Origin of the sequence: Bacillus sp. Root920 (assembly GCF_001429445.1) — a bacterium.
Taxonomy (GTDB): Bacteria; Bacillota; Bacilli; order Bacillales; family Bacillaceae; genus Bacillus; species Bacillus safensis.
The window spans coordinates 2,139,958-2,155,946 of record NZ_LMJV01000001.1; the positions used below are offsets into that span (position 1 = coordinate 2,139,958).

At 39.5% G+C, this 15,989-nt stretch carries 13 protein-coding genes; 7 read left to right on the top strand and 6 right to left on the bottom strand.

What is annotated here, in order from left to right:
• Window positions 1-8: 8 nt before the first annotated feature.
• The 6 genes from mnmG to rpmH all read right to left on the bottom strand — a co-directional run bounded on the left by mnmG (window position 9) and on the right by rpmH (window position 5,827).
• Complete coding sequence (mnmG, locus tag ASE42_RS10505) at window positions 9-1,895, bottom strand: tRNA uridine-5-carboxymethylaminomethyl(34) synthesis enzyme MnmG (RefSeq protein WP_024427650.1); 1,887 nt, start codon at window positions 1,893-1,895, stop codon at window positions 9-11.
• Window positions 1,896-1,912: 17 nt separating this feature from the next.
• On the bottom strand, window positions 1,913-3,292 hold the full coding sequence (gene mnmE / locus ASE42_RS10510) for a tRNA uridine-5-carboxymethylaminomethyl(34) synthesis GTPase MnmE (protein WP_056766778.1): 1,380 nt from the start codon (window positions 3,290-3,292) through the stop codon (window positions 1,913-1,915).
• Window positions 3,293-3,693: 401 nt separating this feature from the next.
• On the bottom strand, window positions 3,694-4,317 hold the full coding sequence (jag, locus tag ASE42_RS10515) for an RNA-binding cell elongation regulator Jag/EloR (RefSeq protein ID WP_056766782.1): 624 nt from the start codon (window positions 4,315-4,317) through the stop codon (window positions 3,694-3,696).
• Entirely contained in the window at window positions 4,314-5,096 is a 783-nt protein-coding gene (spoIIIJ, locus tag ASE42_RS10520) for a YidC family membrane integrase SpoIIIJ (RefSeq protein ID WP_087976621.1), read from the bottom strand. Before spoIIIJ ends, jag begins: the two co-directional genes overlap by 4 nt.
• A gap of 158 nt (window positions 5,097-5,254) precedes the next feature.
• Window positions 5,255-5,614 carry a ribonuclease P protein component gene (rnpA, locus tag ASE42_RS10525; protein WP_024427652.1) on the bottom strand — a complete coding sequence of 120 codons (360 nt, stop codon included), beginning with the start codon at window positions 5,612-5,614 and terminating at the stop codon, window positions 5,255-5,257.
• A 78-nt stretch (window positions 5,615-5,692) separates the two neighbouring features.
• Window positions 5,693-5,827 carry a 50S ribosomal protein L34 gene (gene rpmH / locus ASE42_RS18630; RefSeq protein WP_073208224.1) on the bottom strand — a complete coding sequence of 45 codons (135 nt, stop codon included), beginning with the start codon at window positions 5,825-5,827 and terminating at the stop codon, window positions 5,693-5,695.
• A 620-nt stretch (window positions 5,828-6,447) separates the two neighbouring features.
• Here rpmH and dnaA point away from each other — a divergent pair.
• The 7 genes from dnaA (at window position 6,448) to gyrA (ending at window position 15,590) form a co-directional block, all read left to right on the top strand.
• Window positions 6,448-7,788: a chromosomal replication initiator protein DnaA gene (gene dnaA / locus ASE42_RS10530; protein WP_024424073.1), complete on the top strand. Its 1,341-nt coding sequence runs from the start codon at window positions 6,448-6,450 to the stop codon at window positions 7,786-7,788.
• 196 nt (window positions 7,789-7,984) lie between these two features.
• Window positions 7,985-9,121, top strand: a complete 1,137-nt coding sequence (gene dnaN / locus ASE42_RS10535; protein WP_024424074.1) for a DNA polymerase III subunit beta — start codon at window positions 7,985-7,987, stop codon at window positions 9,119-9,121.
• Between the two features lie 150 nt (window positions 9,122-9,271).
• Window positions 9,272-9,487 (top strand): S4 domain-containing protein YaaA, encoded by a 216-nt coding sequence (gene yaaA, locus ASE42_RS10540; RefSeq protein ID WP_008360916.1) that lies wholly within the window; start codon window positions 9,272-9,274, stop codon window positions 9,485-9,487.
• Between the two features lie 16 nt (window positions 9,488-9,503).
• A complete protein-coding gene (recF, locus tag ASE42_RS10545; protein WP_056766784.1) occupies window positions 9,504-10,616 on the top strand; it encodes a DNA replication/repair protein RecF in 1,113 nt (370 codons plus the stop codon).
• A 17-nt stretch (window positions 10,617-10,633) separates the two neighbouring features.
• On the top strand, window positions 10,634-10,879 hold the full coding sequence (gene remB, locus ASE42_RS10550; protein ID WP_056766786.1) for an extracellular matrix regulator RemB: 246 nt from the start codon (window positions 10,634-10,636) through the stop codon (window positions 10,877-10,879).
• Between the two features lie 57 nt (window positions 10,880-10,936).
• A complete protein-coding gene (gyrB, locus tag ASE42_RS10555; RefSeq protein ID WP_056766899.1) occupies window positions 10,937-12,853 on the top strand; it encodes a DNA topoisomerase (ATP-hydrolyzing) subunit B in 1,917 nt (638 codons plus the stop codon).
• 232 nt (window positions 12,854-13,085) lie between these two features.
• A complete protein-coding gene (gene gyrA, locus ASE42_RS10560) occupies window positions 13,086-15,590 on the top strand; it encodes a DNA gyrase subunit A (RefSeq protein ID WP_056766788.1) in 2,505 nt (834 codons plus the stop codon).
• Window positions 15,591-15,989: the final 399 nt, after the last annotated feature.

Sequence of the window (15,989 nt, forward strand, 5' to 3'; positions counted from 1 at the left end):
CATCCTTTCTATTCTGCTATCTTCGCAATACGCCCCTGCTCTAAATATACTAAAAGGATAGAAATATCAGCAGGGTTAACGCCTGAAATACGAGAAGCCTGTGCAACAGAAAGCGGTCGGACTTCTTTCAGCTTTTGTTTCGCTTCAGTTGCAATCCCTTTGATGGCGTCATAATCAATACGATCAGGAATCTTTTTGTTCTCCATCTTTTTCAGTTTTTCAACTTGCTGGAGTGACTTTTCAATATAACCTTCGTATTTAATTTGAATCTCTACCTGCTCACACACATCAGAAGGAAGCGGTGTTTCAGCAGGAGCTAATTTCACAACAGATTCATAATTCATTTCCGGACGCTTCATTAAATCACTTGCACGAATGCCGTCCTTCAACTCACTTCCACCGAGTGAACGAATAAATTCTTGAGTCTCTGCTGTAGGTTTAATGATGACAGAATATAAACGTTTTTTCTCTGCTTCAATGGCTTCTTTTTTCTGCTGGAATGCTTGGAATCTTTCTTCAGAAATTAATCCAATTTGATAGCCAAGTTCAGTTAATCTTAAATCAGCATTGTCATGACGTAGAAGTAGACGATACTCAGCACGTGATGTCAAGAGACGGTATGGTTCATTTGTTCCTTTTGTGACAAGGTCATCGATGAGAACACCGATATATGCATCAGATCGGCTTAAAATGACTTCTTCTTTACCTAATGCTTTTCTTCCTGCATTAATACCTGCCATAATCCCTTGACCTGCTGCTTCCTCATAACCAGACGTACCATTAATTTGGCCGGCTGTATATAATCCAGAAATTTTCTTCGTCTCAAGTGTAGGCCACAACTGAGTAGGCACAATCGCATCATACTCGATAGCATAACCCGCTCTCATCATTTGAACATTCTCGAGTCCTGGGATGGTTGAAAGCATGCGCTGCTGTACATCCTCCGGAAGACTTGTAGACAATCCTTGAACATAAACTTCCTGCGTATTACGACCTTCTGGCTCTAAGAAAATTTGATGTCTCGGTTTATCATTGAAACGAACCACTTTATCTTCAATGGACGGGCAGTATCTAGGGCCAGTTCCTTTAATCATACCTGAATACATTGGAGAACGGTGAAGATTCTCATCAATAATTTGATGAGTCTCTAAACTCGTGTATGTTAACCAACATGGCAGCTGGTCAGTAATATATTCAACCGTTTCATAGGAGAATGCCCGCGGGACATCATCACCTGGTTGAATTTCTGTTTTACTATAGTCAATCGAGTGGCTATTCACTCGAGGAGGTGTTCCTGTTTTAAAGCGAACCAAATCGAATCCTAGTTCTGCTAAATGATCCGATAATTTAATGGAAGGCTGCTGGTTATTTGGACCACTTGAATACGATAAGTCTCCTAAAATGATGCGGCCTTTTAAGAAAGTCCCTGTCGTTAATACAACAGACTTTGCACGATAGTTAGCCCCCGTTTGAGTAACAACACCTTTACATTCATCATCTTCTACAATTAAATGATCTACCATACCTTGCAGCATTGTCAGGTTTGGTTCATTTTCCATTGTTTTTTTCATTTCATGCTGATATTGGAACTTATCTGCTTGCGCTCTTAACGCACGGACAGCAGGTCCTTTCCCCGTATTCAGCATGCGCATTTGAATATGCGTCTTATCTATATTTCGCGCCATTTCTCCGCCTAGAGCATCAATTTCTCTGACGACAATCCCTTTTGCGGGGCCGCCTACGGACGGATTACATGGCATAAAAGCAACCATATCGAGGTTGATAGTCAATACAAGTGTTTTGGCGCCCTGTCTTGCAGAAGCAAGAGCAGCCTCAACTCCAGCATGACCGGCACCCACGACGATTACGTCATAATTGCCAGCTTCATAACCCATTTCTTATGTTCCTCCCTTTACTTTCCTAAACAGAATTGAGAGAATAACTGATCAATCAAGCTTTCATGAACAGCATCCCCAATAATTTCACCCAGCTGTTCCCAGCAGCGTGTTAAATCTATTTGAACTATGTCGATCGGTACATCCATTTCAATTCCTTCAAGAGCATCCTCAATGGATTGTTTTGCTGCCTGAAGAAGGGCAATATGCCTTGTGTTACTTACATACGTTAAATCTCCACTTTCAATTGAACCCGTGAAGAATAATGATTGAATCGCAATTTCGAGCTCATCAATCCCCTTTTCTTGTAATAATGATGTAGTAACCACCGGACGATCCTTCGCTAACTGCTTGACCTTTTCGATATCAAGCTTAGGCTCAAGATCTGTCTTATTCACGATCACGATGATATCCATGCCTGAGACGGCCTCAAATAGTTTGATATCCTCTTCTGACAATTCCTCGCTATAATTGAGCACAAGTAAAATCAGGTCAGCTTCTTTTAAGACCTGTCTAGATCGTTCAACCCCTATACGCTCAACAATGTCCTCCGTCTCACGTATACCCGCAGTATCGACTAAACGAAGCGGTACACCTCTAACATTTACATACTCCTCAATGACATCTCTCGTTGTTCCAGGAATATCCGTTACAATCGCTTTTGTTTCCTGTACAAGACTATTCAACAAGGAAGACTTCCCAACATTCGGTCTTCCAATAATGACAGTGGATAAGCCCTCGCGAAGTATTTTCCCCTGCTGAGAAGTCGTTAGCAGTGACTCAATTTCCTTTTTCACTGATGTTGCCTTTTCAACTAAAACTCGATGCGTCATTTCTTCAACATCGTCATACTCAGGATAGTCAATATTGACTTCAACATGAGCCAGAGTTTCCAATATCTCACCGCGAAGTCGTTTAATCAAACCGGAGAGTCGTCCCTCCATTTGAGTAATCGCTACATTCATCGCACGATCTGTCTTTGCACGAATCAAATCCATTACCGCTTCAGCCTGTGAAAGATCAATTCTTCCATTTAAGAAAGCTCGTTTTGTAAACTCACCTGGCTCCGCTAATCTTGCTCCTTCTCTTAAAGCAAGCTGCAGTACTTTATTGACCGTTACAATTCCGCCATGGCAGTTAATCTCAATAACGTCTTCTCTCGTAAATGTTTTTGGTGCTCTTAATACTGACACCATGACCTCTTCTATGACTTGCTCAGTGCTAGAGTCCACAATATGACCATAATGAATCGTATGTGAATCCACCGATACAAGTTTTTTCTCCTTAGGACCTTTATACATCCGATCAGCAATCTGTATCGCATCAGGCCCGCTTAAACGAATAATCGCAATTGCTCCTTCACCCATCGGTGTAGAAATTGCTGCAATTGTATCCATCACTCATTCACCTCTTTCTCTACTTAATAAACAGTCTGTTATCTATTAAATGGACATTGTCCATCTCTATATCAAAAACGCTTAATCCAAAATTTAAAGATACCATAAATGAAAGCGAAGTGAAAGTATCCCATATCTAATTATCCACAGCTTTGCATCTTATCTATTTTAACACTTAACTTATCCACATGTGAATAACGACGTTTGAAATTTGTCTTCACATCTTACACCTAAATCCAATAAATTTAAACGCCCTGATCCCTATACTTACTTGTTAAATTGGCGTTTTGCACCCATATCACACACTCATTTTTTAGAAATAAAGGATGAATCCTCTATAAAAAGCAATTTTTCAATAAAAAAAGACTAAAATCCAGCTTTGCTGAATCTTAGCCTTTCTGCTATTTTTTATACAGCACCACAACATGACGTTTGCTGCCTGTATCTTCAGATGCCGTTGCAAGTTCTTTAGAGAATGCAGCAATCGCATCATGAACAATTTTTCGTTCATTCGAAGGCATTGGTTCTAAATGAACATTTTTCTTCGTTTTTAAAACCCGATTTGCTGTTTTCACTGCATATTGTTCAAGTGCTTCTTGTCGTTTCTTCCTATAATCGCCAATATCAATTGTTATATGATGATACTGATCAGAATAACGATTAAACACTAACTGTACCAACGTTTCTAAAGAGTACAATGTTTGGCCTCTTTTTCCAATCATTAATGACGTTTTATCTCCATCAATGTGGTAAGAAATCTTTTTCGGTTCCTGTTTGGAAATAATCTTTGCTTTAGGATCAATAGACTTAACAATTTTATCTAAATACTGTGTAGCTAATTTAAATGCATTTATCTTTTCTACTAACTTGACCACAGCTTGTCTTTTACCAAATAATCCTAAAAACCCTTTATTTCCTTCATCTACTATTGTGATTTCTACTTCTTCTTGTAGTAGCTGAATTTGTTTCAATCCGGAATCTACTGCTTCTTCGATTGTGCGACCGACAGCAGTTATTTCCTTCATTTTTTATTCCCGCCAGCTTTTTCTTTTGTATCAACTTTTACTTGAGGTGTTTTAATCACCAATGTTTGAATGATCATGAAAATGTTACCTACAACCCAGTACAATGAAAGTGCTGCTGGGAAACTAATTGCAAACACGACGATCATAATCGGCATCACCCATAGCATGATAGCCATTTGAGGGTTGTCCGAAGGATTTCCAGCCATCATCAGCTTTTGCTGAATGAAAGTAGCTACACCCGCAATAATCGGTAATAGGAACAATGGATCTGGGCTGCCTAAGTCAAACCATAAGAATGTATGCTTTTTAATTTCTGCTGTTCTCATAATTGCATGATAGAAACCAATAAGGATTGGCATTTGAATTAAGATTGGGAAACAGCCTGCTAATGGATTGACGCCATTTTTTTGAAAAAGGGCCATTGTTTCCTGCTGAAGCTGCTGCTGTGTTTTTTGATCTTTAGAGCTATACTTTTCACGAAGCTTTTTCAATTCAGGCTGTAATGCTTGCATCGCTTTTGTACTTCTTAACTGTTTAATCATTAATGGTAAAATAAGCAAGCGAATTAATAGTGTCACAATAATAATCGCTACACCATAGTTTTCACCAGTTAAGTTTGCCATGTACGTGATTAATTGAGATAGCGGGTAAACAATATAAGAATTCCAGAATCCCTTACTATCTGATGTAATTGGTTCATTGATCTGTGTACATCCTGCCAATAAAACCAATACGCCAATCAAGCTAAATATTAGTAATAATCGCCTTTTCAACAAGATTCCTCCCATTACTTCAAACTTTATTTAAGTTGGAATTGATTAAGAAAGTGACTCACCTAATCAGTATGGTAACATTTTTTCTTTGCAAAGTGGTGGTTTCATTTTAATTCACTAGATGAAGGAAGCGCTTTTAAAAATTGATTCAACGAAAGTTTCTATTACGAAGACTTTTTCGGTTGTTGTTGATAAACAGCGGATTTTCTAAATAAATGTTGGAGAGACTTCTTTGTTTCTTCAAAGGTCAATTCACTCGCTGGTTTTCGTGCAATGACAATGTAGTCTTTTTCTTGCTTTAACTTATGGCCTTCCTCTAAAAACACCTGACGGATCAGACGTTTTATTCGGTTTCTAATCACTGCATTACCAATCTTCTTACTGACAGACAATCCTAGACGCAATTCAACTTGATTTGGCTGATCCAGCTGGTAAATAACGAATTGGCGATTTGCCATTGATTGACCTTTTTTGAACACCTTTTGAAACTCTTCATTTTTTTTTAGCCTGTTTCGCTTCTTCATGTTTTCTTCCACTCCGATAAAAACTGACAGTTCATTTACGATTTTATGTAAAAAAGACCACTGACATTATTCAGTGGCCTAAGCTGATAATTTTTTTCTACCTTTGCTGCGGCGTCGCTTTAAAACTAGACGTCCGTTTTTAGTACTCATACGGCTGCGGAAGCCATGAACTTTACTACGCTTACGGTTATTTGGTTGAAACGTTCTTTTCATTTATGACACCTCCCTGAGGAATAGCTGTTTAAGACAGTCTAACTCATTATATTTGTGTAACCCATCGATTGTCAATATCAATGATAAAACTCTTATTATCAACCTTATAAGCATAACATAAGTTATCAAACGAAGAAACCTTCTTTTTTAGTTTCCAGCATTTTATTCTTTTTTTCCTCCTAAAAGACCTTCAAAACAAGAATGTGGATATTTTTCCGGCATATTTAGACTATCCACACCCATTATCGACATTTTTTTCACACAAATAACCGATGTGGATAATTATTTTTCAACAGGATGTAAAGTGTGTGGATAAGTTTGTGACACCCATTGCACCATCTTGTTTATTTTGATATTATATTTGTGTTTTAACTCTTAATTACTTATCTGGCCCATTTATATTATCCACAATTTGTGGATAACCTGTGGAAAGTTATTACACAGCCTGTTGAATTGTTTATCCACAGCTTGTGTAATTTGTCGAAAAGACGTTTTTCTACTATATTAATTGTTTTCAACAATGTATGTGCACGAATGGTGATGACCATTTTCTCTTTTTCGTGTTCTATAACAGTTTGATACTGGTCATTTTAAAAAGAAAAGGAGGGGGGAGAAGCCTTATGGAAAATATTTTGGATCTGTGGAATAAAGCACTTCAAAAAATAGAGACAAAATTGAGCAAACCCAGTTTTGAGACATGGATGAAATCGACAAAAGCCCATTCTCTTCAGGGAGATACGCTTACAATTACGGCACCTAATGAATTTGCTAGAGATTGGCTAGAGTCAAGATATCTTCACTTAATTGCTGATACCATCTATGAACTAACAGGTGAAGAGCTCAGCATTAAATTTATTATTCCTCAAAATCAGGATGAAGAGGAAGCCATGCCAAAGTCTCCTATCAAAAAAATGTCTAAAGAAGAGCCCGTTGACATTCCACAAAATATGCTGAATCCAAAATATACATTTGATACTTTTGTTATTGGTTCAGGCAACCGTTTTGCTCATGCCGCTTCACTTGCAGTCGCGGAAGCACCAGCAAAAGCATATAACCCGCTTTTTATTTATGGGGGCGTTGGTTTAGGAAAGACTCACTTGATGCATGCGATTGGTCATTACGTGATCGACCATAATCCATCAGCCAAAGTGGTCTATCTATCATCTGAAAAATTTACTAATGAATTTATCAACTCAATCCGAGATAACAAAGCTGTCGACTTCCGTAATCGCTATCGGAATGTAGATGTGCTTTTGATAGATGATATTCAATTTTTAGCAGGAAAAGAACAAACACAAGAAGAGTTTTTCCATACATTCAACACACTTCACGAAGAAAGTAAGCAAATCGTCATTTCTAGTGACCGGCCTCCGAAGGAAATTCCGACACTTGAAGACAGATTACGCTCTCGATTTGAATGGGGCTTAATTACAGACATTACCCCGCCAGATCTAGAAACCCGTATCGCGATCCTACGAAAAAAAGCAAAGGCAGAAGGCTTAGACATTCCAAATGAAGTCATGCTGTACATTGCCAATCAAATCGACAGCAACATTCGTGAGCTGGAGGGTGCTTTGATTCGTGTCGTTGCTTACTCATCTTTAATTAATAAAGACATTAATGCAGATCTAGCAGCTGAGGCGCTAAAGGACATCATTCCTTCATCAAAGCCTAAGGTCATTACAATTAAAGATATTCAAAGAATTGTAGGGCAGCAATTTAATATTCGATTAGAGGATTTCAAAGCAAAGAAACGTACAAAGTCAGTTGCTTATCCAAGACAAATTGCCATGTACCTCTCTAGAGAAATGACCGATTCCTCTCTGCCTAAAATCGGAGAAGAATTTGGCGGTCGTGATCATACGACTGTCATTCATGCTCATGAGAAGATTTCGAAATTAATTGTTGAAGATGAACAGCTTCAGCAGCATGTCAAAGAGATCAAAGAACAATTAAAATAACCAAGCTGATATAATGAGTACGGGAAAATGTGAATAACTAGAGCATAGTCATACACAGTCTGTCCACATGTGGATAGGCTGTCTTTCCTTTCTTTTTCTCGACTTATCCACATATTCACAAGCCCTACTATTACTTCTACGATTTTTATTAATAAAATATATATACATGTCATTAAGAAAATTTAGGAGGACCACTATGAAATTCACGATTCAAAAAGATCGTCTTGTCCAAAGTGTCCAAGATGTATTAAAGGCCGTATCCTCTAGAACAACGATTCCTATTTTGACAGGGATTAAAATTGTTGCGTCTGATGAAGGGGTTTCTCTAACAGGAAGCGATTCTGATATCTCAATTGAATCTTTCATTCCTCAAAGAGATGGAGATTTAGAGGTTATCACCATTGATCGTCCGGGAAGTATTGTGCTTCAAGCCCGCTTCTTTAGTGAAATTGTAAAGAAACTGCCTATGTCTACTGTCGAAATTGAAGTAGAACAAAATCACCTGACTATCATCCGCTCTGGTTCAGCGGAATTTAACTTAAACGGCTTAGATGCTGAAGAATATCCGCATCTTCCACAAATTGAAGAGCATCATGCATTTCAAATTCCGACAGATCTGCTTAAAAACTTAATTCGTCAAACTGTTTTTGCAGTGTCCACCTCAGAAACACGACCTATCTTGACAGGTGTAAACTGGAAGGTGGAAAAAGGTGAATTAATATGCACGGCAACGGATAGCCACCGTCTTGCTTTAAGAAAAGCGAAGTTAGATATTAACGAGGAAAGTTCGTATAATGTCGTGATTCCAGGGAAAAGTTTAACAGAGCTAAGTAAAATTCTTGATGATGGACAAGATCTTGTGAGCATCGTCATTACAGAAACACAAGTTCTTTTTAAAGCACAAAACGTGCTGTTCTTCTCAAGGTTGCTGGATGGAAATTATCCAGATACAGCCCGTCTGATCCCGCAAGAAAGTAAAACGGATGTCGTGGTCAACACGAAAGAGTTCCTTCAAGCCATTGATCGTGCATCACTTTTGGCAAGAGAAGGACGTAATAATGTCGTGAAACTGTCAGCTGATCCTGAACAAAGCCTTGAAATCTCTTCTAATTCGCCTGAGATCGGTAAAGTGGTGGAGACGGTTCAAGCAGATGACATTAAAGGGGAAGATCTTAAAATCTCCTTCAGTCCAAAATATATGCTGGATGCGTTAAAAGTATTAGAGGGAACAGATATTCATGTAAGCTTCACTGGTGCAATGAGACCGTTCCTGCTGCGTACGCCGAATGATGATTCTATCTTGCAATTGATTCTTCCGGTAAGAACGTATTAATTCAATCTAAAATGGCTGCTGTGTGAGTGCACAGCAGCTTTTCTTCTCGTTTTCCATGCTTTCTTTCATCCCAGTTCGCTTTCCCCCTTTCCTTCTTGTCTTGTTTTTTAGTACAATTAGATATTAGTGATATTGAAAGAGGTCGATACAATGCCTAATCTTATAACCATTGAAACAGAAATGATTACATTAGGGCAGTTTTTGAAATTAGCCGAAGTCATCCAATCTGGCGGAATGGCGAAATGGTTTTTAAGTGAACATGAGGTGTTCATTAATCAAGAGCCAGATAATAGACGGGGACGCAAACTATACCCAGGAGATGTTGTCGAGATTGAAGGTTACGGCACATTTCAAGTTGTGAATTAGAAACGGGTGACAATACATGTACATTCAAAGTCTGGCGTTAACTTCATACCGAAACTATGAACACACCGAGCTTCAATTCGACAATAAGGTGAATGTCATGATCGGTGAGAATGCCCAAGGTAAAACGAACTTGATGGAAGCGATCTATGTATTGTCGATGGCAAAGTCTCATCGTACATCAAATGATAAAGAACTTATCCGATGGGACCAAGACTATGCTAAAATAGAAGGTAGAGTCATTAAAAAAAATGGTCCACTCCCAATGCAGCTCGTGATCTCAAAAAAAGGGAAAAAGGGCAAGGTCAATCACATTGAACAACAGAAGCTCAGTCATTATGTTGGTGCGTTAAACACCATTATGTTTGCGCCAGAGGACTTAAGTCTTGTGAAGGGCAGCCCGCAAATCCGCAGAAGATTCCTCGACATGGAGATTGGACAAGTTTCTGCTGTCTACTTGCATGATTTATCGCTCTATCAAAAAATCCTTTCTCAGCGGAATCATTACTTGAAACAATTGCAGACAAGAAAGCAATCGGATCAAGCGATGCTGGAGATTTTAACAGAGCAGTTGATTGATGCGGCAGCGAAAGTGGTCAAAAGACGACTGACTTTTACGAAACAGCTCGAAAAATGGGCGCAGCCGCTGCATTTTGGGATTTCTAGAGAGCTAGAAACACTTACGCTCCAATACCAGACGGCAATAGAGGTATCAGAAGCGTCAGACTTGTCGAAAATAAAGAATAGCTATGAAGAATCGTTTCAGAAACTAAGAGACAGAGAAATAGACCGAGGGGTGACACTGTGGGGGCCTCACAGAGATGACCTGCTTTTCTTTGTGAATGGTCGGGATGTTCAGACATATGGCTCTCAAGGGCAGCAAAGAACAACAGCTCTTTCACTAAAGCTGGCAGAAATTGATCTGATACATGAAGAAATCGGAGAATATCCTATTCTTCTACTTGATGATGTGTTATCTGAACTTGATGATTACAGACAGTCTCATTTGCTCCATACCATTCAGGGACGTGTACAGACCTTCGTCACCACAACAAGTGTTGAAGGCATTGATCACGCCACCCTGAAAGAAGCGGAAATTTTCAGAGTAGCCAGTGGAAAAGTAATTGACTGATAAATGAGGTGTGAGTCTTGTATATTCATTTAGGTGATGATTGTGTTGTTTCTACACGAGAGATTGTCGCAATTGTTGATTACAAAATGAGGTCGTCTTCTGTTGTAGAAGAATTTCTACAAAAACAGGAGAAACATATCATTTCGTTATCACAAGGGACACCCAAATCCATTGTCGTCACAACTGAATCTGTTTATTACTCTCCTCTTTCCTCAAGCACGCTCAAAAAACGTGCTTCGTTTGTGGTTGAAATTGAAGTCTAAAAGCTCAATTCATATAAATATATCGTTTAAGAAAAGTGTAGGTGAATGTACGTGGCAATGGAACAGCAACATAATAGTTATGATGAAAATCAGATACAGGTGCTTGAAGGATTAGAAGCTGTTAGAAAACGTCCAGGAATGTACATTGGGTCAACCAATGCAAAAGGGCTTCACCATCTTGTATGGGAAATTGTCGACAACAGTATTGATGAGGCATTAGCTGGTTATTGTACAGACATTACAGTGCAAATTGAAAAAGATAACAGCATTACAGTAAAAGATAATGGCCGCGGGATCCCTGTTGGAATTCATGAGAAAATGGGGCGTCCTGCCGTAGAGGTCATTATGACTGTTCTTCACGCTGGCGGTAAATTTGACGGCAGCGGTTATAAAGTATCAGGCGGTCTGCATGGTGTAGGGGCATCTGTTGTAAATGCATTATCTACTACCTTAGACGTGACTGTATACCGTGACGGGAAAATCCATTATCAGCAGTTCAAACGCGGCGTTCCAGTGGGAGATTTAGAGGTTATTGGTGAAACAGATGTAACCGGGACAACCACTCACTTTGTGCCAGATCCAGAAATTTTCACGGAAACCATTGAATTTGATTACGATACACTTGCTAACCGTGTTCGTGAGTTAGCCTTCTTAACAAAAGGTGTAAACATCATCATAGAAGACTTGCGTGAAGGCAAAGAGCGGAGAAATGAATACTGCTACGAAGGCGGTATTAAGAGCTATGTAGAACATTTAAACCGCTCAAAAGAAGTCGTTCATGAAGAGCCTGTGTACATCGAAGGTGAGAAAGACGGAATCACCGTTGAAGTAGCATTACAATATAACGATTCCTATACAAGCAATATCTATTCCTTCGCCAACAATATCAACACGTATGAAGGCGGAACACACGAAGCTGGTTTTAAAACCGGTCTAACGCGTGTCATCAATGACTATGCTCGTAAAAATGGCGTATTCAAGGATGGGGATGCGAATTTAAGTGGTGAAGATGTGCGAGAAGGCTTAACAGCCATTATCTCCATAAAACATCCAGACCCTCAATTCGAAGGACAAACGAAGACAAAGCTTGGGAACTCAGAAGCGAGAACCATCACAGACTCCCTTTTCTCTGAAGCACTTGAGAAATTCTTGCTTGAAAATCCTGATTCTGCGAAAAAAATTGTGGAAAAAGGACTGATGGCAGCTCGTGCAAGAATGGCTGCCAAAAAGGCTCGTGAGCTGACAAGACGTAAAAGTGCACTGGAAGTCTCCAGCTTACCTGGGAAACTAGCGGACTGTTCTTCTAAAGATCCTTCCATCTCTGAACTCTATATTGTAGAGGGAGATTCTGCGGGCGGATCTGCTAAACAAGGCCGTGATCGTCACTTCCAAGCGATCTTACCGTTAAGAGGGAAGATCCTAAACGTAGAAAAAGCTCGTTTAGATAAAATTTTATCGAACAACGAGGTTCGTTCAATGATTACAGCGTTAGGAACTGGAATCGGAGATGACTTTACTTTAGAGAAAGCACGCTATCACAAAATTGTGATCATGACAGATGCCGATGTGGATGGAGCACACATTCGAACGCTGCTCTTAACATTCTTCTATCGCTACATGCGTGAAATCATTGAAAATGGTTATGTGTATATTGCGCAGCCGCCTTTATATAAAGTGCAGCAAGGAAAACGTGTGGAGTACGTGTATAACGATAAACAGCTGGATGAGCTGTTAAAATCACTTCCTCAAACACCAAAGCCTGGACTTCAGCGTTATAAAGGTCTTGGAGAAATGAATGCTGCTCAGCTTTGGGAAACAACAATGGACCCTGATGCGAGAACACTTCTTCAAGTCACACTTGAGGATGCGATCGATGCTGATGAGACATTTGAAATGCTGATGGGAGATAAAGTAGAACCGAGACGAAACTTTATCGAAGAAAATGCGCAATACGTGAAAAACCTTGATATTTAGATAGATCCCTCCTGAGAACAACCTTATTTCTTGTTTGGAATAAGGTTGTTTTTCAAGAAATAGGGGCGTGTAACGAATGTCCTGGTTTTCCGTGTTTTCGTTGATTTTCTAGTAAATAAATGTGTATAAAGCCGAGATTATTGATATAATGGAGAATAGTCTTGTGAAGATAAATACATATTTTACTCCCACATAATTTATTTCATGTGATACGTAAAGGGAGGTTCTTATAGTGAGTGAACAACATACACCAAATGTACGCGAAGTAAATATTAGTCAAGAAATGCGTACGTCCTTTTTAGATTATGCAATGAGTGTTATTGTTTCGCGTGCATTACCAGATGTGCGAGATGGCTTGAAGCCCGTGCATCGAAGAATTTTGTATGCGATGAATGACCTAGGTATGACAAGTGATAAACCATTTAAGAAATCTGCACGTATCGTTGGGGAAGTTATCGGTAAGTACCACCCTCACGGTGACAGCGCTGTATACGAAGCGATGGTTCGTATGGCGCAAGACTTCAACTATCGAAATATGCTGGTTGAAGGCCACGGGAACTTTGGTTCTGTCGATGGAGACGGTGCAGCGGCAATGCGTTATACTGAGGCGCGTCTATCTAAAATTTCAATGGAAATCCTGCGTGATATCACTAAGGATACGATTGATTATCAAGATAACTACGATGGCAGTGAAAGAGAACCAATCGTCATGCCTGCTCGTTTCCCGAACTTATTAGTCAATGGGGCAACAGGTATCGCTGTAGGGATGGCAACCAACATTCCGCCTCACCAGCTAGGTGAAGTGATTGATGGGGTACTGGCGATTAGTCAAAACCCAGAAATGACAACACAGGAACTAATGGAGATTATTCCAGGACCAGACTTCCCAACTGCAGGAAAAATCATTGGCCGAAGCGGAATCCGCAAAGCATATGAAACAGGCCGGGGCTCTATTACCCTACGTGCAAATTCTATTATTGAAGAAACATCCAGCGGTAAACAGCGGATTGTTATCAATGAAATTCCATATCAGGTCAATAAAGCACGTTTGATCGAAAAAATCGCTGATCTTGTGCGCGATAAAAAGATCGATGGCATTACAGATCTCCGTGACGAGTCTGATCGTAATGGAATGCGGATCGTGATTGAACTGCGAAGAGACGCGAACGCCCACGTTCTATTAAACAATCTTTATAAACAAACGACACTTCAAACATCATTTGGGATCAATTTATTGGCACTAGTTGATGGACAGCCGAAAGTCTTGTCCCTCAAACAATGTCTTGAATATTATTTAGAGCATCAAAAAGTGATTATTCGCAGAAGAACAGCATATGAACTTCGTAAAGCCGAAGCAAGAGCTCATATTCTAGAAGGTTTAAGAATTGCCCTTGACCACTTAGATGAAGTCATTGCATTAATTAGAAGCTCTCAAACTGCTGAAATCGCGAGAAATGGCTTAATGGAGAACTATAGCTTGTCCGAAAAACAAGCACAGGCCATTCTTGATATGCGTCTTCAGCGCTTAACTGGTTTGGAAAGAGAAAAGATAGAAGAAGAATACAAAGGACTTGTTGATTTGATTGCTGAGTTGAAAGCCATTTTAGCAGACAATGAGAAAGTTCTTGAAATCATTAGAGAAGAGTTAACAGAAATCAAAGAACGTTTCAATGATACGCGCCGTACTGAAATTGTGACAGCAGGTATTGAAACAATTGAAGACGAAGATTTGATTCCTGTTGAGAACATCGTGATTACGCTGACTCATAATGGTTATATCAAGCGTCTGCCTGCATCAACATACCGCAGTCAAAAAAGAGGCGGTAAAGGTGTTCAGGGAATGGGAACCAATGAGGATGATTTCGTAGAACAGCTGATTTCAACATCTACCCATGATACGATCCTCTTCTTCTCTAATAAAGGGAAGGTTTATCGTGCGAAGGGATATGAGATTCCTGAATTCGGAAGGACAGCGAAAGGGATTCCGATTATTAACCTGCTTGAAGTAGAAAAGGGAGAGTGGATTAATGCCATTATTCCGGTAAGCGAATTTGATGAAGATTCGTATCTCTTCTTTACAACAAGACACGGTGTATCAAAACGAACCTCATTGTCTCAGTTTGCCAACATTCGAAACAATGGACTTATCGCATTAAGTCTTCGTGACGAAGATGAACTGATGGCTGTCCGTTTAACCAATGGAGAAAAACAAATCATCATTGGAACGAAAAAAGGTATGCTGATTCGTTTCGACGAGACAGATGTTCGTGAAATGGGGCGTACAGCAGCTGGCGTGAAAGGAATTACGCTTTCTGAAGATGACATCGTCGTTGGGATGGAAATCCTTGAGCCAGATGCAAACGTATTGATCGTCACCGAAAAAGGGTATGGTAAGTTAACACCTGAAAAAGAATACCGTGTTCAAAGTCGGGGCGGTAAAGGTCTTAAAACATGTAAAATCACTGATAACAATGGTCCGCTTGTCGCAGTGAAGGCGACGAATGCTGAAGCTGAAGAGGACTTGATGATTATTACAGGAAGCGGCGTGATCATTCGTATGGCCGTTTCAGATATTTCAACAACAGGTCGAGTCACTCAAGGTGTCCGCCTGATTCGTCTAGGTGATGATGAACATGTCGCTACAGTGGCATTAGTTGAACAATCACAAGAAGATGATGAAGAGAATAGTGAAGAAAACGTAGAAACAATAGAGTCAGATCAAGAGCAATCTGAGTAAAAATAAAGCCGGTGAAGAACCGGCTTTATTTTTTTCTAAAAAAACATGAGTTTTTTTGAAATTTATAATGCTTTTTTCATAGATATGTGTTAATCTTTCAAAGGAGCAAAAAGAGGCTCTATTTTTTATCTCTTTTACAGTGGAAACTTCTTAAAAAAATAAAATGTTTTTCAAGAAAAATGTTGACTGTTGATAGAGATATATGATATATTTAAGTGGTCGCTTTGAGAGAGTGACACACAAGTTCTTTGAAAACTAAACAAGACAAAACGTACCTGTTAATTCGAGTTTTTTTAAAAATCCTATGATACTTCATAGGTAGTCAGTCAAACTGGCGAAAAGCAAAACTTCGGTTTTGTACTTTTTCGGAGAGTTTGATCCTGGCTCAGGACGAACGCT